Source organism: Streptomyces changanensis (genome assembly GCF_024600715.1).
GTDB classification, from domain to species: domain Bacteria; phylum Actinomycetota; class Actinomycetes; order Streptomycetales; family Streptomycetaceae; genus Streptomyces; species Streptomyces changanensis.
In genome coordinates this window covers 5,610,234-5,627,344 of sequence record NZ_CP102332.1, presented here as the reverse complement: position 1 = coordinate 5,627,344, position 17,111 = coordinate 5,610,234, and the positions used below count along the sequence as shown (strand labels likewise).

Here is a 17,111-nt window from a genome sequence, read left to right as displayed (position 1 = left end):
GCCCGCCGACGGCCCGCGGGGCGGGCGCCGGCCCCGGGGGCCCTGACGGGGTGGGTCCCGGTCCTCGTGTCCGCTCCGACCGGTGCGGAGGCCCGGACAGTACGCGGTGGTGCCCGGCCCCGACCACCGGCCGGGACCCGGCGCGCCGGCCCGGCCGTCCGCTACCGCGTCCGCTTCACGCCGAGCGAGACGAGGTACCGTCCGTCGTCCTCCGGGAGGTTGCGGTGGACGACGTCGGAGAGGGTGCGTGTGCGGCGCAGGATGTCGATCCCCTCGGGGGAGAAGGTGGCCGCGGTGAACAGCCGGGGCGACAGCAGCGGGTTGGTCAGGGCCTCCGAGAACGAGTCGATGCCGATGATCCGCCCGAGCAGGTTGCCGAAGAGGCTGCCGTGGCGGGCGTCCTCGGCGAAGATGCCGACGTACAGGTCCAGCTCGTCGACTCCGCCGTACAGGTCGTGCAGCGCTTCCAGCACCGCCGGGTCCCCCGTCACCTGGCGCAGGTCGGTCGCCCGCGGGAAGCCGAAGTGCTCGCGGTAGTCGTTGTACGGGGCGACCTCCAGCGCGCGGCTCACCTCGACGCTGCGCTCCTCGATGGGCAGGAGCAGGGGGTCGGTGTTGAACAGGCTCATGCGCCCGGCGGGTTGGCGGGACAGGTCGTCGAAGAGGGGCCCCATGCCGCGCTCCTCGATGAGCCGGCCGTTGGCGAGGGTGTGGAGCAGCGGCACGTCCCGGCCGCCGATCCGGTACGTGGACGGGATGAGGCTGTGCCAGCGGTACACCAGGCTGAACTCGATCGTCGACCAGTTCTCCCGGTACCAGCTGGACCTGACCGTGCGCCGTGGGTCGAGGCGGAAGCGGAAGTGGAAGGGCGTCAGGTGGTTGATGTACTCCTCCAGCACCAGCCGGATCGTCATCACCACGAGGATGTTGCGGGTGGTCTGGAAGACCCGTTCGTCGTCCCACGCGGGGTGGGCACGCGTCAGCAGCCCGGCGATCCTGTTGTGCTCGCGGAGGAACAGCACGTTGACGAGCATGGGGCCGAGGTGGGCGTGCGCCCGGTCGCCGCCGGCCGCGAACACGGTGTCGCGCAGCTGCTCCGGGACGTCCTCCCAGCGGACGGGCTTCAGCGCCTCGAACTCCGCCTTGATCCGCCCCTGGTCGCACAGCAGCGGCGGGAACTCGCCGCCGCCGACCGTGCGGCTCTTGAGCCGTCCGCCCTCGAGCTCCCGCAGGCACGCCGTCGCCTCCGCGTTCGCGCCGTACAGCTGCACCAGGTCGATGGTGTGCGGGGAGTCGGTGCGCCGGGGGTCGCCGCCCCGGCCGTGCCCGCGCAGGAAGCCGTCGGTGAACCACTGGGCGAAGGCGGGCAGCAGCGCCGTCGAGCGGGCGCAGGTGGCGCCCTCGCCGTCGCGGCGGAAGAGCTCCGCCGCCCGGGTGGGGGCGGGGCGGCCCGGGTGCGGCGCGGTGTCGGGAGGGAGGTGCCGGCCGACGTACGAGCGGTCCGTCAGGGAGGCCCACGAGGTGTAGGGCGCCAGTGTGCTCAGCGGGTTGGGGCGCGGCGGCGCCTTGAGGATGGCGAGGTCCGTCAGCGCGGCGTTGGTTGTGCGGTAGAGCCAGCGGTTGCCCTGCACGGCCCGCCACAGGGGCTCGTAGTGGGTGAGGACGTGCGCCTCGACGCGGTTGCGCCAGCCGTCCCTGGAGGGGTCGCGGCCGTCGCCGGTCCCGGTGCGCGCGCGGCGCGAGGTGGTGGTCATCCGTGCTGCCCTCTCCTCGTCGTGTCGGTGGGCGGGTGCGTCAGGACGACGCCGTCGCGCCCGCCGTCACGGTGTAGTGCTGGGGGTACGGGGTGCCCGCGTAGTCGAGGTCGCGCACGGCGCCGGGCAGGGGCCTTACGCCCGGGCGCAGCAGCACGCGGCGGACCGTCTCCGGGACGATCGCCCGGGCCGGGTACTTGCCCACGCAGTCGTGCGCGCCGTGGCCCAGCACGAGGTTGTGCACGGGCGTGCGGTCCGGCCGGAAGGCGTACGGCTCCTCGACGACCGTCCCGTCGAACATCGCCGACGCCAGGTGCGCGTGGACGACGGTGCCCGGGGCGAGCGGGGTCGCGCGGGGCGTGCCGGCGGCGAGGACGTGGTCGCGGACGCAGAGCCTCGGCGTCGACGGGACGAAGGGGTGGAACCGCAGCGCCTCCCACACGTAGCCGTCGAAGACCGCGGTGTCCTCGTCGGCGGCCGCCCGTTCGGCGCGGGCGAGCTCGTCGGGGCGCGAGGCGAGCTCCTTCAGGGCGGTGGCCGCGCACTGGGCGGCGTTCTGCTGGTAGCCGATCAGGTAGCCGACGAGCTGGTGGTTGATCCGCTCGTCGTCCAGCTCCCGGCCCGTGCCGGGCGGCAGGGACGCGCGCAGCATCCGCCCGAGGACGTCGTCCGGGGTCGCCTCGTGCTGTGCCGAGCCGTCCGCCGGCCGCCCACCCGCGGCGCCCGTGCCCCCGGCGGCGCCCGTGCCCGGCCCGGTGCCCACGGCGCGACGGCGGGCGATGACGCCGGCCACGACGTCGTGCAGTTCCTTGCCGGCCGCCACCCCGGAGGCGTGCACCTCCGGGTCCCTCTCCTGGTTGACGAAGACGGCCCGCTGCACCCGCTGGGAGAGGGTGTGCAGGGTCTCCTCGGGCACGTCGGTGAACCCCAGGTACTCCCGGGCGACGCGGGCGGCGACCGGGGCGGCGTACTCCTGGACGTAGTCGAACGTCGTCCGGCCCTCCATGCGCGCCACCGCGACCGCCCGGTCCAGGGCGTCGTCCGCGATCCGGGCGGTCAGCCGGCGCACCGGTGCGACGTCCTCCGCGGGCAGCATCAGCTGGGCGTGGGCGCGGTCGTGCCAGTGGACGTCGGCGCCGTCCCGGGCGAGCATGAACGGCCCGTGCAGGGCCTCCTCCAGGGCCGGCCCGTACACGCCGACGGTGAACACGTCGGGGGTGGACAGCACCTCCATGACGTCGGCCATGCGGGTGACGAAGACGCCGACCGGGGTCACGAACACCGGCCGTCGCTCGCGCAGTTCGCGCAGGAGGGCGGGGCCGTCGGCCTTCATGCGCCGCCTGAGCAGACCCACGCGCCCCGGGGCGTCGGCCGTCGGGATCGCGTCGTACTCCGCGAGGAACTCCATGGGACCACCCAGACGTGGCAGGGCGACACGACGGGTCGCCGGCGGATTCCTCCCCATTACGGCACGGGCTGCCGGTGTCCGCACCCGGGCCGCGCTGTCGGTGTGAACCTGCCCGCGGCGCACGGGCGCGACCGCGCGCCGCCGCCCCGCCGGACCGGCGACGGCCCAGCATGGGGCGGAACCCACCCGGCGCAGACAGGAGGCCGCACAGCATGCTTCGACGAGGCGAACCCCCGTCGCCGGCCGCCGGCGACGCCGCCGGGCCGGGCGACCCGTCCCCGGGGCCGGGCGACCCGACCACCGGGCGGCCTGGCGACCCGGCCGCGGGGCCGAGCGGACCGTCCGCCGGGTCTCGGGCCGGCACGGTGCCCGTGTCGGGGGCCGAGTACACGGGCTATCTGGTCGGCATCATCGTGCTGCCCTTCGTCGTGCTCGCCGCCGCCCTGCCCTTCGCCTGGGGATGGGGCGCGAGCGGCCTCGACGTGACGCTGGGCCTGGTCATGTACGCGGTCTCGATCGCCGGCATCTCCACGGGCTACCACCGGCACTTCACCCACCAGGCGTTCAAGGCGAAGCGTCCCCTGCGCATCGCCCTCGCGCTCGCCGGCGGCATGGCCCTGCAGGGACCCGTCGCCCTGTGGGTCGCCGAGCACCGCCGCCACCACCAGTACTCCGACCGACCCGGCGACCCGCACTCCCCCTGGGCGTTCGGCACCGGGCGCCGTGCCCTGCTGCGCGGCCTGTGGCACGCGCAGATCGGCTGGTTCGCGCGGCGGCGGCGCGCGGACCTCGTCCACTACGCGCCCGACATCCTGTCCGACCCCGACATCGCACGGCTGGACCGCCGGTACTGGCTGACGGTCTCCGTGTCGTTCGCGCTGCCCCCACTGGTCGGGGGCCTGTGGACCCTGTCCTGGGCCGGCGCCGCGACGGCCTTCTTCTGGGGGAGCCTGGTGCGCTACGCCGTCGTCCACCACGTCACCTGGTCGGTGAACTCCGTCGCCCACGCCTTCGGCCCGCAGCACTACCGCAGCCGGGACCAGTCCCGCGACGTGGGCTGGGTCGCGCTCCTCACGTTCGGCGAGGGCTGGCACAACCTGCACCACGCCGATCCGACCAGCGCCCGGCACGGCGCGCTGCGCGGACAGCCCGACGCGACCGCCGCCCTCATCCGGTTCTTCGAACGCAGGGGGTGGGCCCACGACGTGCGCTGGCCGGACCGGGAGCGGCTCTCCGGCCGGGCGCTGCCCGGCACCGCGCCACGATGGAGTGAACGGTGAGCTCGCCGCGCGTGTCGCGGCCAGCGGCAGTCCCCGCGGCGGGCCCCGGTGGTGGTAGGCAGGGACCGTCCGCACACCGTCCCGCACCGCACCGCGTACCGTCCGGCCCGAACGGGCCCCGCCCCGCCCGCGCCCGTGGAGGCGCGGCCCGGCGGGTGGACGGGGAGGCGGGCCGTGCCCGCCCGACACCGGAGGTTCCCCGTTGGACCCTCGCACGCGCGACGTCGCCGTCACCGGCGTCGGGCTCCTGACGCCGGCGGGGACCTGCCCCGACACGACCTGGGCCACCCTGCTGCGCGGCGTGTCGGTGGCACGCCCCGATCCGGTGCTCGCCGGGCTGCGGACCGACTTCTCCTGCGCGGTGCCCGACTTCGTGGTCCGCACGGCGCTCGGGCACGCCACCGCGCGGCGCCTCGACCCGTACGCACAGATGGCGGTGGTCGCCGCCCGCCAGGCCGTCGGCGACGCCGGCCTGGACCCGGCGCAGTGGCGCGGCGACCGCGTCGCCGTCGTCCTCGGCGTGGGCAGCAACAGCCTGCACTCCTACGAGGAGGCCTTCCGGCTGCTCCGGGAGGACCGCGGCCACCGCGTCTCGCCCTACCAGGTCACGCGCAGCGTGCCGAACATGGCCGCGGCGGAGGTGGCCCTCGACCTCGGGGCGCACGGCGTCAACTTCACCACCAGCAGCGCCTGCGCCTCCGGGGCGACCGCCCTCGGGACGGCACTGGACCTGTTGCGGGCGGGCCGCTGCGACGTCGTGCTGGCCGGGGGGAGCGAGTCGGCGCGCAGCCGGATGACGACCACCTGCTTCGGCCAGATGCGGGCCATGTCCTCTCGCCGCTCCGACCCCGCCACGGCGTCCCGCCCCTTCGACGTGGAACGCGACGGCTTCGTACCGGGCGAGGGGGCCGCCGTGATGGTGCTGGAGCGCGCCGAGGACGCCCACCGGCGCGGCGCCGCGGTCCGGGGCTACCTCGCCGGCTACGGGGCCAGCGCGGACGCCCACCACCCCGCCGCCCCGCACCCGGAGGCCCGCGGCGCCGAGGCCGCGGTGGTCGCGGCGCTGGAGGACGCCGGCTGCGCCCCGCACGACGTCGACCACGTCAACGCGCACGCCACGTCCACCCCGCTCAACGACGTCACCGAGGCGCGCATGCTGCGCCGCCTCTTCCGGCACGACCCGCCGGTGACGGCGAACAAGAGCGTCATCGGCCACGCCCTGGGCGCGGCCGGCGCCATCGAGGCGGTGCTCACGGTGCTGTCCCTGCAGCACGGCACGATCCCGCCGACGGCCAACCTGACCCGCCAGGAGCCGGGGGCGGAGCTGGACGTCGTCACCGGAGCGCCCCGCCGCGTCCCGCGGATGCGGACGGCGGTCAGCACGTCGTTCGGCTTCGGCGGGCAGAACACGGCGCTCGTCCTGCGCGCGCCCTGAGGCGGCGGGGGCGGGGCCGGACGATCGGCTGACGGGGTACCGGTGCCTCGGGGCTCACGGGGGCGGATCGTCAGGGCTCACGGACCCGGCCGGTCGGCTGACGGGTACCGGTGCCTCGGGGCTCATGGCTCCCGGCCGGCGGACCGTCGGGGCTCACCGCTCCTGGCCGGCGGATCGTCAGGGCACGGGCCCGGCCGGCCGACGGGCCGCCCGGGGCTGGTGGGCGCGGTCGACGGCACGTCAGGGCGGTGCCCCATTGCCGTCAGGCCGTCGACGGCCGCGGCGCGGGGCGGGTGGTGGCGGCGGCGGCGGTGGCGGCGGCGGCGGCGCGATCGTTCCCGGCGCGGGTGGCGTGCCGGCCGAGGAGGGCCGCCGCGTCCCGTACGTCCCGCGCGGCCACCCCGCAGCACTCGGCCTGCCGGCGGAGCGTGGGCACGCACCAGTCGGGCACCCCGGGCCGTCCCTCCAGCGCGGCGGCCTGCGCCAGCAGTCGCCGTGCGGCGCCGGCCAGCACGTCCGCGTCGGCGCGCAGACGCTCCTCGTGGGCGGGCGATCCGTCGTCGTGCCGTACGGCGTCCACGGTCATGCGGCTCCCTCGCTCTCCTGATTCGTTCCCGGGTCCCCGGATCCCCGGGCCCCGGCCGATCCCCCCTCCCCGGCCCCGCCCTCAGCGGGGCAGGGGCGCTCCCGCGCCGCGGCGGGCCTGGTACTCCGGGGCGCTGAGCACGCACAGCGGCCGTGCGCCGTCCAGCCCGAGCGCCCGGACCTGCCGCGCGAGCGGTTCGTCCTGCGCCGCCTGCCCCGGCGCGCAGCGCAGGCGTACCCGGGGCGCGGCGTGGAACCGCTGGCGGCCCGCGCAGTGGACCATCGACCGCAGGGTCGCCTCGGCCGTGCGCCCGTACAGGACGCAGTCGACGTGCGGGGCGGGGACGTACGGGCCGAGGTCGCCGGTGAGCGTGACGAGCGGCCGCCCCGCCTTCGCCCCCTCCCCCGTCGCTCCGGGGGCGGGCGCGGCGAGGACGGCGTGCAGACGGTTGGCCGTCAGCCGTACGTCGAGGGAGGCCCTGGTGGCGGGCTGGCCCCACACCTCCCGGCTGACCGCCTCGGCCTCCGGGCTGGTGACGGCCAGAGCCGTCACCTGGCGTCCGGTGCGGCGGGTGTCGGCGCGGCGCAGCAGCTCGCGCAGCACGTCGTGGGCGCGGGGCCGCCACAGGTCGTTGACGAGGACGGCGAGGCTCAGCTCGTTGTAGGGTCCGACGCTCGCGCAGCGGTGCTCGTACGCGGAGAGCGCCACCAGCACGCGGCGGCCGATCCGGGTGGGGCTCATCCAGGACGTGTCGGACAGCAGGGAGGCCGCGCGCCCGGGCTCCACGGCGAAGACCGCGACGACGGCCGTCGAGTCGTAGTACCGCACGGGCAGCTCCGCCGGTCCCGCCGAGGTGGCCACCGGGGCGACGGGCACGGTCAGCAGCGGGTACCCCTGCGGCGGGTTCGCCCGGTCCTTCAGCTGGTACACCTGCGAGCGCAGTACGGGCCCCCGGTAGGGCGTCAGTGCCTCGTCGATGTCGTGCCGGGCGTCGGGCAGGTCCGCCTCCAGGTTCCCCAGGTACGTGCCGAGGGAGTGGCAGAGCGGGAAGTCGTGGCTGGAGTCGATGTAGTCCACCTCGTACCAGTCGGGGTGGGGGGTGAAGACCGAGCCGGAGCCGGCGCCGCGGCCGTCCAGCGTGGGGACGAGGTCGTGCTGGTTGGTGACGCTCGCCACCCACGTACGGGGGTCGGCGGGCCGCTTGTTGTCGATGGGGGAACCGACGGCCACCACGTGCGTCACCCGGAAGCGCCGGCAGAACCCGTCGTTCTGCGCCAGGTTCATCAGGGCGATGCCGCCCTCGCTGTGGCCGACGAGCGCGAGGTCGGCGCCGGCGGGCAGCCCGTACTCGTCGATGGCGAGCAGGATCCCGCGCGTGTACGGGGACTCGGGGTCGAACAGGTTGCTCCACGCCCCGACGAAGTCCTGCGGCGAGTCGTTGCGGGGCTTGCCCGGGGCCATGCCGGGGGCCTGGAGGACGTGCCGCACGACGCCGTCGGGCCCGCGCACGTCCTGGATCAGGATGCGGCCGTCCGTGCCGAGGGCGTCGATGTTGCGGAGGAAGCCCATGAGCGACCCCTCCGCGGCGAACGGCCACGGCTGGTCGCCGTCGGGCTCCACCGGTACGGCCGCCCCCTCCCCCGCGTCGAACGCCGCCAGGTGGCGGGCGGAGATCCCGAACCACGGGTCGGCGTGCAGCGCCTCACCGGTCGCGATCTGCCAGCCCACCTCGTCGTTGAGGGGGTTCTCGTCGAGGAGCGCGCGGATGGCGGAGAGCTCGGCGAAGAGGGGGGCGATCGTGGACATGGCCCGTTCCGCGCCCTTGTCCTTCAGCAGGGACCGCAGGGCGCGCAGCGCCTCCACGTCCCGGTCGCCGGTGACCGCCTCCATCAGGCGCCGCATGCCCGGGTCCCGTTCCAGTTCGGGGTGGTGGGCCAGGACGGCGCCGGCGCGCAGCCGCAGCGACGTCACGGCGACCCGGTTCGCCAGGCTCTCCCGGCCGCAGACCTCGCCGGCCTGGCCCATCCGCCGCAGGGCCCCGTCACCGGCGCCCAGGGCGAAGCCGAGGCCCGCCCCGTTCGTCAACGCCCGTACGAGCGCCCACTGCGCGGCCAGACCCGTCCGGGGGTGGCGCAGGGTCGACCGGGTGAACCCGGACGAGCCGAGCAGCGCGCCGGTCCGCGCGGCGACGCCCCGGACCTCCCGGGCGCTGCGCGACACCTCGAAGGCCGCCTCGCGCAGCAGACGCGCGGTGTCGGCCGCGCCGGACTCGCCGGGGTGCTCCGCACCGGCGTGGTGATGGGACCCCATGACGGCCTCGCAAGGACGTGAACGCCGGGCCGACCGGTTCGGCCCCTCCGGGCCGATCCTGCGGCCTCGCGCCCGCCCGCGCATCCCGGGCCGCCCGGGACGCGCACGTACCGGTCACCGGTCACCGACCGGCGGCCGGCTGCCGAGGGCCGAGGGCCGCCGGGGAGGGAGGGGCAGCCGCGCCGGTTCGCGCCGGGATCCGTCAGGCGCCCAGGTCGCGGGTCGCCGTCCGCAGGGCCGACGCGACGGCCCGGGTCTCCTCGGGCGACGGGGCGTCGCCGCCGAGCCGCTCCACGAGGTCCGCGCGGGTGACGAGCACCGCGGCCCCGCGGTACGGCTCGGAGTCGAGGTCGGTGGGTCCCACCACGTGCGCCCGTCCCTCCATCAGGACGAGCGCCGCCTCGTCGTCGGGCTTGTCCAGTAGCTCACGGACGTGGTTCTCGTCGATCATCTGTGTTCCGCCTCCCTGGTCACTCGGCCGCTCGGGCCGTCCTGTACGACCGGACCGTCGGGCGGCCCGTCCTGGGATCATCACCCCACCGCGGGGAACCATGCCGGTCGCCCCGGAGTGGCGCGACGAAGCCCCGCCGACCGGGCGGCGAGGCTCGGGAGAAGGGGTTGCGGACGCTTGCGGTCAGGCACGGCTCCCGGCAGGGGCCCTCGTACGGGCCTGCCGCGTCCCGGTGGGCGGGGACGGGAGACGGGGGCCGGCCGGGCTGTCCCGGCGGCCCACACCCTCGGCTCGGCCCGGGTGCCCGGCCCGGGGGCGGGCCGTGCACCCGGTGCGGCCGCGCGGCCGCCCACCGGTGCCGAACGCCTAGCGCAGCGGCTGGAAGTACCTGTCGAGCACCCAGTCGGCGACGCGGTGGCCGGTGGCGTTGCCGACCGTGTCGGCGGTGCGGGTGTGGATGCCGGCGAAGACGCGGGCGTCCACCGCGTCCTTGTCGTACTGCCAGGCGTGGCCGTAGTGCCTGGTCTTGCCGGTCCGGTGCGAGCGGACGTTCAGGTCGATGAGGGGGCTGCCGAGGAGGCGGGTCAGCGCCCGCGACAGCGCTCCGGCCGTGGTGGCGTGCCCGCTGAGGTAGTCCGGGTGCGACGGGGTGACGAGCAGCGGCTCCCAGTCGGCGGCCGGCGTGGTGGCGGGGTTGCCGTCGTCGCCCTGGTGGCGGATGGCGGTGACGGGCCGCCAGGAGCCGTAGTGGAGCTTGGCGTCCCAGGCGGCGATGACGGCGTCCGCCTGCGCGGTGTTCGCCGCGGCGTAGAGGCGTGCGGTGTCGGTGATGTCGAAGCGGTGCCGCGAGGCGTGGTCGCCCAGCGCCTTGGTGATGTCGAGCTCGGTGAAGAAGTGGGCCGTGTCGGTCTGCCGCGCGTTCCTGCGGGAGCCGGTCTTGACCCCGTACGCCTTGACCTCGTTGTAGTCCTTGGCGTAGCGGGCGGACGTCAGGGAGGGCGGCGGGCCGGGGCGGAACTGCCGGGGCGAGTCGAGCGCGAAGGGCTTCAGCTTGCCGAGCCACGCGGTGTCGAACGGGGTGTGCCGGGGCGGAGTGGGCTGCCACGCTCCCGGGGTGGCCGGGCGGCTGAAGGGCACCTGGGCGCCGCGCCCGTCGCGGGCGCGGAGGGCGATGACGTGATCGGCGGCGCGCTTGCCGAAGGCGACGCCCTCGTCGCGGGCCCGGCCGGCGGGCAGCTCCGCCAGGGAGGCGGTGTAGGAGGCCCGGAGCGAGTCGCGGGCCTGCGGGAAGTAGTGGTGCAGCACGCGGTGCGCGGCCGCGACGGCAGCCGCCGGGGAGGACGCCGTGCCGGGGCCGCGCACCTGCCACTTGTAGGGGGCGTAGCGGCCCTCGATGCCGACGACGGCGTTGTACATGGCCGCGGCGACGTACGCCTCCACGATCTGTGTCTCCGGCACGCGGTTGTCCGGCTCGGTCTCGGTCGTGACGTCCGCGATGGTCATCCACTCGGTGATCACGGAGCCCGGGACGAAGGGCGATCGGGTGTCCGGGGTGCTGCCGGCGGCCGCCGGCGCGATGGCCGATGCGGACGCGAGCACCAGGCCCGCCGTCACCGCCACCGCCGCGCGTGGTGTGGACCACGCACCTCTCTTGCGCATGAAAGTCTCCTCGCACCGGTTGCTGTCCCCCCGACAGGGACCCTCCCCCCACAGGGCGCGGCAGTCTCACCGCGCCCGGGCGGATGTGGTCTGGCCGGCTCAGCTTCACCACCCGAATGGGGCGCCGAGGGGGCATCGGGAGTGCGGCGGCGGTGCGGGGACGGAGCGCGGTTCCGTCGAGAGGGCGCGGGCGCGGGAGGGGACGCGAGGAGGGCGGGGTGCTCGGGGCGCGTCCAGCGGATGCGGGGGCTCACTGCGGGCTGTCAGCTCCCTCTCCGGTGGGGCAGGCCACGCCCGCCGACCGCTCACCGACCCGCGCGGGGGCGGCGCCGAGGTCCCGCCGGAGCGTTCCGGCGGGGCCCCGCTTCACGGTGTGGCGGTGGAGACCACGTACACGCGCGGGGCCGCCGGGTCCGTGAGGTCGACGGTGATGTCGCGGGTGGGGCGGGGGCGGTCCTGCCGGTGGGTGGTGCCGGCCCAGTCGCGGTGGGCGGGGAACGTCCAGTCGACGGTCGCGGCGTCGCGGTCGGCGACGGTGATGTCGCCGGGGGCCAGCTCGGAGCGGCTGGTGCCGATGTCGTCGAGGAAGGTGTCGAGGCCCGCCCCGGTGGTGGTGAACCGGACGTAGAGCCGGCTCGACTTCCAGTTGCTCGTCTCGAAGTAGGCGACCTCCCGGGACCGCGCCGGGATCGGCACCTCGAAGACGCGGCGCTTCATCTTCGACGGCCAGCTGTCCCGGAGGCCGGTGACGGACGACTCGGCCTCCTTGTCGCGGCCGCTGGAGCGGCTCTGCTCGGCGGAGATCGCCAGGTAGCCGGCGGGAATACCGATGAGCAGGGCGATGACGAGGGCGGTGTACCAGCGGCGGCGGACCGTCTCGCGGTGGGTCTCGCCCGCGGGCGGGGCGGCCGGAGCGGAGGGCCGGGCCGCCCGGGCCCCGTCCCGCAGGCGGTTCCGGTCCAGGGCCTGGTCCCGGGCCTGCTCCCGGTCCCGGTCGGGGGTCCGGCCCTTCGTGTGGTCCGGGTGCTGGGCCTGGGCTCCGTCCTGGGCCCGGTCCCGGTCGGGGGTCGGGTGGTCGGTGCGGGGGTCGGAGGTGGGGCTCATGCTCCTGGTTCCTCGGTGGTGCTGCGGGCGCGGAGGGTGCGGCCGCCGCCGGGGCGGAGGACCCGCGCGTACCGTTCGTACCGTTCGTAGCGCTCGACGCGGCGCCGGTTGGCGCGGCGGAAGCGGCGGGCGACCAGCCGGGCCAGGTCGGCGGCCCCGACCATACCCGCCTCGGGGCCGAGCTCCGCCTTCGCGACACGGGCCTCGGGGCGGTAGCCGCGGCCGGTGAGGTGGCGGCGGAAGGCGTCCCGGGCCGGGACGATCAGCAGGTCGTCGGCGGCGCTGACGCCGCCTCCGATGACGAAGCAGGACGGGTCGAGGGCGGCGGCGAGGTTGGCGATGCCGACGCCCAGCCACTGGCCGATGTCCTGGAGGAGCTCGATGCACATGGCGTCGCCCTCGCGGGCGAGCTCCGTGATGAGCGGGCCGGTGATATCCGGGACGTTCCCCTTGACGCGTTCGACGATGTTGTACGCGACGGGCGAGTCCGCGGCGGCCAGCTCCCGTGCCTCGCGGACGAGGGCGTTGCCGGAGCTGTACTGCTCCCAGCAGCCGCGGTTGCCGCACGGGCAGCGGTGGCCGCCGGGGACGACCTGCATGTGGCCGAACTCGCCGGCGACGCCGTACTTGCCCCGCTTGACGTGGCCGTCCTCCAGGATGGCGCCGCCGATGCCGGTCCCGAGGGTGATCATGACGAGGTGGTCCTCGCCCCGGCCGGCGCCGAACCGCCATTCGGCCCACGCCGCGGTGTTGGCGTCGTTGTCGACCATGACGGGGACGGCGAGCCGGGCCTGGAGGGAGTCGCGCAGCGGCTCGTTGCGCCAGGCGAGGTGCGGGGCGAACAGGACGCGGCTGCGGTCGGCGTCGACCCAGCCGGCGGCGCCGATGCCGACGGCGTGGACGTCGTGCCGGTCGGACAGGTCGAGGACGAGCTCGACGATGGTGTCCTCGACGACCTTGGGGCTCTTGGACTTGTCGGGGGTCTCGGCGCGGACCTTCTCCAGGATGCCGCCGTCGGCGTCCACGACGCCCGCCATGACCTTCGTACCACCGATGTCGATGCCGACGGTGGGGACGCGGGGCGCGCTCAGGTGGGAGCGGCGCTCACGGCTGCCGACGGTGCGCAGGACGGTGCCGCGTTCCGGGACGCGGGGGGTGTCGCGGTGCGTGCTCACGGGTCCTGTCGCCCCTGCGGGTCGGTGGGCCGGCCGCGCCGCGGGTCCGGCGGCGGACGGTGCCCGCCGTCCTCGATTCTGCCAGCCGCGGGGGCGCGTTCCAGTTCGTGGCGCAGGGCCTCCAGCTCGCTGCCGCCGGCCATCTGGCGGGTGAGCTCGTCGAGGGTGACGGAGTCCCTGGTGTGGCTGCCGGCCATGACGCCGCGCTTGAGCAGGACGAAGCGGTCGCCGACGAGGTGGGCGTGGTGCGGGTTGTGGGTGATGAGGACCACGCCGAGGCCGGCGTCGCGGGCGGCGGCCACGTACGTGAGGACGACGCCGGACTGCTTCACGCCGAGCGCGGCGGTGGGCTCGTCCAGGACGAGGACCTTGGCACCGAAGTGGACGGCGCGGGCGATGGCGACGCACTGGCGCTCGCCGCCGGAGAGGGTGCCGATGGGCTGGTCGACGTCGCGCAGGTCGATGCCCATGCGCAGCAGCTCGGCGCGGGTGGTCGCGCGCATCCGGGCCACGTCGAGGCGCTTGAAGGGGCCCTTGCCGGTGGTGGGCTCGGAGCCGAGGAAGAAGTTGCGCCAGACCGGCATGAGGGGGACCACGGCGAGGTCCTGGTAGACGGTGGCGATGCCCAGGTCGAGGGCTTCGCGCGGGGAGGAGAGGGCGGTCTCCCGGCCGTCGACGCGCAGGGTGCCGGCGTCGTGGCGGTGCAGCCCGGAGATGATCTTGATGAGGGTGGACTTGCCGGCGCCGTTGTCGCCGAGGACGCAGGTGATCTCCCCGGCGTGGACCTGGAGGGAGACGTCCTGCAGGGCGCGGACGCCGCCGTAGTGCTTGCTGACGCCGTCGAGTTCCACGAGTGCGGTCGTCATGAGGTGGCCTCCGCGCGCTTGCGGACCCAGGCGTTGAGGAGGGTCGCGAGGAGCAGCATCGCCCCGAGGAAGAACTTGAACCAGTCGGGGTTCCACTCGGCGTAGACGATGCCCTTGCTGGTCATGCCGAAGATGAACGCGCCCACGGCGGCGCCGACGGCGGAGCCGTAGCCGCCGGTGATGAGGCAGCCTCCGATCACCGCGGCGATGATGTAGATCAGTTCGTTGCCGACGCCCTCGCCCGACTGCACGACGTCGTAGGAGAAGAGCAGGTGCTGGCCGGAGACCCAGGCGCAGAAGCCGACGCCCATGTAGAGGAGCGTCTTGGTGCGGTGCACGGGGACGCCGACGGCGCGGGCCGCGTCGGCGTTGCCGCCGACCGCGAAGATCCAGTTGCCGAAGCGGGTGCGGAGCAGGATCCAGGTGGCGACGGCGACGAGGCCGAGCCACCACAGGATCGTCACCTTGAGGGTGGCGCCGCCGACGGTCGTCTCGGAGGCGAAGAGGGCCCGCGCCGAGTCGAAGCCCTCCATGTCGGCGATGGTCTTGGTGGAGACGGTGCCGCTGACGAGCTTGGTGAGGCCGAGGTTCAGTCCGGTCAGCATCAGGAAGGTGCCGAGCGTGACGATGAAGCTGGGCAGCCGGGTGCGGGTGAGGACGAAGCCGTTGAAGCAGCCGACGCCGAGGCTGACCAGCAGGGAGACGGCGACGCCGACCCAGGCGTTGGCGGTCAGCTGGTAGCTGACCATCGACGAGACCAGCGCGGCCGTCGTCACGAGGACGCCCGCGGACAGGTCGAACTCGCCGCCGATCATGAGCAGGGCGACGGGGACGGCCATGATGCCGATGGTCGACGCGGCGTACAGGACGGTGCCGAAGCTGGCGGCGCGCAGGAAGCCGTCGGCGACGACCGCGAAGAAGAGGAAGACGGCGGCGGCGCCGACGACCGAGCCGAGCTCGGGGCGCGCCAGCAGCTTGCGGAGCGGGGAGGCGGGCGTCAGCCGCTCGTCCCGGTCGGGGACGGCGGGCGGTGCGGCGGCGGTCATCGGGTGCCCCGCTCGGTGTACTGCGCGAGGGCGGCGGCGTCCTCGCGCGTGATGATCTGCGGCCCGGTGAGGACGGGGCGGCCGCCGCCGAGGACGTCGGCGTTGTAGCGGTAGAGCCACAGCAGGTCGACGGCCTCGTAGCCCTGGAGGTAGGGCTGCTGGTCGACGGCGAAGCCGAGGTTGCCGTTGCCGAGGCCGGCGGCGACCTTGGCGTTCAGGTCGAAGGTGTCGACCTCCGCGCGGGAGCCCGCGGTGCGCTTGGCCTGGACGGCGGCGTCGGCGAACGGCGCGCCGAGGGTGACGACGGCGTCGATGGTGGGGTCGCTCTGCAGCTTGGCCTCGATGGACGCCTGGACGTCGGGCATGTTGGTGCCGTCGACGTGGAGGTTCTGCAGCCGACCGCCGAAGGTCTCGCGGACACCGGCGCAGCGCTGCTCGTGGCCGACGTTGCCCTGCTCGTGCAGGACGCACAGGGCCTTCTTGCGGCCGCGCCGGTCCAGTTCGTCGCCGACGGCCTGGCCGGCGACGGTCTCGTCCTGCCCGATGTGGGTGAGGGCGCCGAACGCCTCGGACTGGGCGGAGCCGGAGTTCACCGTGATGACGGGGATGCCGGCGGCGACGGCGCGGGCGACGGACGCCTTCAGCGCGTCGGGCTTGGCGAGGGTGACGATGAGCCCGTCGACCTTCTTGTCGACGTACGAGTCGACGAGCTGCGCCTGCTGCTGGCCCTCGTCGCTGTGCGCGTAGAGGAAGTCGATGTTGTCCTTCGCCGCGGCCTGGCGGGCGCCCTTCTGCACGATGTCCCAGAAGCTGTCGCCGTCGCCGGAGTGCGTGACCATGGCCACGGTCCAGCGGGGCGTGGTGACGTTCGCCCGGCCCTCGGCGGCCTGGGCGGCCGCCCTGCGCGCGTCCTCGGCGCGCTTGCCGCCCGTGGCGCTGCAGGCCGTGAGGGTCATGCCGAGTGCCGCCACCAACACGGCGGCCACCGCGCGTACTCCTGTCCGAACCCTTGCCACGACCTCGTCGCCCTTCTCGCTGCCCCGTGCGGTCCCTGTCGCTGCCGGACCGGGCGATTCGCCCCTTACCGACTGGCCAAGTATCCGGCATGTCGCCGCCGGCGGTACCCACCGGGGCGCCACCGACCGGGCGGGGCCCGCCGGGCGGGGCCCTGCGGACGCCCCCTAGGGGCGGGCGAGGAGGTGGAGCTCGAAGGAGTGGCGGGAGGCGCGGTAGAGGTGGGAGCCGAGCTCCACCGGGCGGCCGGTGTCGTCGTACGTGGTGCGCTCCATGGTGAGCAGCGGGGCGCCCTCGGCCTCGTCGAGCAGCGCGGCCTCGTGCCGGGTCGCGGTGCGGGCGCCGATGGACTGGTGGGCGCTGTGCAGCGTGACGCCCGCGGCGCGCATCAGCCGGTACAGGCCGGTGGACTCCAGCCGCGCGGCGTCGAGGTCGACCGTCCCGGCGGGGAGGTGATTGCGGAGCCGGGCCACGGGCTCGCCGCGGGCGCTGCGCAGCCGCTCGACGCGGAGCACGTCGCTGCCCTCGGGTACGTCCAGGGCAGCGGCGGTCCGGGCGTCGGCCGGTTCGACGCGGTGGTCGAGGACGCGGGTGGTGGGGTGCTGCCCGGCCGCCTGCAGGTCGTCGTAGAGGCTGCTGAGCTCCAGGGGGCGCCTGACCCTGTTGTGCACGACCTGGGTGCCGACGCCCCGGCGGCGGACGAGCAGGCCCTTCTCGACGAGCGCCTGGATCGCCTGGCGGACGGTGGGGCGGGAGAGGCGGAGCCGGTCGGCCAGGTCGATCTCGTTGCCCAGGAGGCTGCCCGGGGTGAGCGCGCCGGTCGCGATGGCGGCCTCCAGCTGCCGCGAGAGCTGGAAGTAGAGCGGGACGGGGCTGGTGCGGTCCACGCTGAGCGGCAGTGCGGCGGCGGGGCCGGTCCGGTCGCTGGGCTGCTTGGGCACGGGGGGAGCGTAACCGCGTCCCCTGGTGGCGGGAAGTGGCCCGCGATCGTGCGCTCCGGTGATCGGACACGTGCTTGACATG

14 protein-coding genes are annotated in these 17,111 nt (G+C 75.2%); 2 read left to right on the top strand and 12 right to left on the bottom strand.

Annotation, left to right across the window (positions count from 1 at the left end):
- Positions 1-161: 161 nt before the first annotated feature.
- Both NRO40_RS24560 and NRO40_RS24555 read right to left on the bottom strand, forming a co-directional pair.
- Positions 162-1,754 carry a peroxidase family protein gene (locus tag NRO40_RS24560; RefSeq protein WP_058940201.1) on the bottom strand — a complete coding sequence of 531 codons (1,593 nt, stop codon included), beginning with the start codon at positions 1,752-1,754 and terminating at the stop codon, positions 162-164.
- 40 nt (positions 1,755-1,794) lie between these two features.
- Complete coding sequence (locus NRO40_RS24555) at positions 1,795-3,162, bottom strand: cytochrome P450 family protein (protein ID WP_058940202.1); 1,368 nt, start codon at positions 3,160-3,162, stop codon at positions 1,795-1,797.
- 212 nt (positions 3,163-3,374) lie between these two features.
- Here NRO40_RS24555 and NRO40_RS24550 point away from each other — a divergent pair, with 212 nt between their 5' ends.
- The gene (locus NRO40_RS24550; protein WP_079046755.1) at positions 3,375-4,442 is read left to right on the top strand and encodes an acyl-CoA desaturase; all 1,068 of its coding nucleotides are present in this window, start codon (positions 3,375-3,377) and stop codon (positions 4,440-4,442) included.
- 202 nt (positions 4,443-4,644) lie between these two features.
- Complete coding sequence (locus NRO40_RS24545; RefSeq protein WP_058940204.1) at positions 4,645-5,877, top strand: beta-ketoacyl-[acyl-carrier-protein] synthase family protein; 1,233 nt, start codon at positions 4,645-4,647, stop codon at positions 5,875-5,877.
- A gap of 262 nt (positions 5,878-6,139) precedes the next feature.
- Here NRO40_RS24545 and NRO40_RS24540 read toward each other — a convergent pair whose 3' ends face one another.
- From NRO40_RS24540 to NRO40_RS24495, 10 genes are all read right to left on the bottom strand, one after another.
- Positions 6,140-6,463: a hypothetical protein gene (locus NRO40_RS24540; RefSeq protein WP_058940205.1), complete on the bottom strand. Its 324-nt coding sequence runs from the start codon at positions 6,461-6,463 to the stop codon at positions 6,140-6,142.
- An 81-nt stretch (positions 6,464-6,544) separates the two neighbouring features.
- Positions 6,545-8,773 carry an alpha/beta hydrolase family protein gene (locus NRO40_RS30630; RefSeq protein WP_058940206.1) on the bottom strand — a complete coding sequence of 743 codons (2,229 nt, stop codon included), beginning with the start codon at positions 8,771-8,773 and terminating at the stop codon, positions 6,545-6,547.
- 202 nt (positions 8,774-8,975) lie between these two features.
- Entirely contained in the window at positions 8,976-9,224 is a 249-nt protein-coding gene (locus NRO40_RS24530) for a hypothetical protein (protein WP_058940207.1), read from the bottom strand.
- A gap of 366 nt (positions 9,225-9,590) precedes the next feature.
- Positions 9,591-10,883: a vanadium-dependent haloperoxidase gene (locus tag NRO40_RS24525; protein ID WP_058940208.1), complete on the bottom strand. Its 1,293-nt coding sequence runs from the start codon at positions 10,881-10,883 to the stop codon at positions 9,591-9,593.
- A gap of 366 nt (positions 10,884-11,249) precedes the next feature.
- Positions 11,250-11,831 carry a hypothetical protein gene (locus NRO40_RS24520; protein ID WP_408057093.1) on the bottom strand — a complete coding sequence of 194 codons (582 nt, stop codon included), beginning with the start codon at positions 11,829-11,831 and terminating at the stop codon, positions 11,250-11,252.
- Positions 11,832-11,983: 152 nt separating this feature from the next.
- Positions 11,984-13,162 (bottom strand): ROK family glucokinase, encoded by a 1,179-nt coding sequence (locus tag NRO40_RS24515; RefSeq protein ID WP_058940209.1) that lies wholly within the window; start codon positions 13,160-13,162, stop codon positions 11,984-11,986.
- Positions 13,159-14,028 (bottom strand): ATP-binding cassette domain-containing protein, encoded by an 870-nt coding sequence (locus NRO40_RS24510; protein ID WP_058940210.1) that lies wholly within the window; start codon positions 14,026-14,028, stop codon positions 13,159-13,161. The genes NRO40_RS24515 and NRO40_RS24510 overlap by 4 nt, the downstream gene beginning before the upstream one ends.
- Positions 14,025-15,074: an ABC transporter permease gene (locus NRO40_RS24505; protein ID WP_058940211.1), complete on the bottom strand. Its 1,050-nt coding sequence runs from the start codon at positions 15,072-15,074 to the stop codon at positions 14,025-14,027. The genes NRO40_RS24510 and NRO40_RS24505 overlap by 4 nt, the downstream gene beginning before the upstream one ends.
- The gene (locus tag NRO40_RS24500) at positions 15,071-16,090 is read right to left on the bottom strand and encodes a sugar ABC transporter substrate-binding protein (protein ID WP_107114971.1); all 1,020 of its coding nucleotides are present in this window, start codon (positions 16,088-16,090) and stop codon (positions 15,071-15,073) included. The genes NRO40_RS24505 and NRO40_RS24500 overlap by 4 nt, the downstream gene beginning before the upstream one ends.
- Before the next feature lie 165 nt (positions 16,091-16,255).
- The gene (locus tag NRO40_RS24495) at positions 16,256-16,975 is read right to left on the bottom strand and encodes a GntR family transcriptional regulator (protein WP_058940268.1); all 720 of its coding nucleotides are present in this window, start codon (positions 16,973-16,975) and stop codon (positions 16,256-16,258) included.
- Between the last annotated feature and the right edge of the window lie 136 nt (positions 16,976-17,111).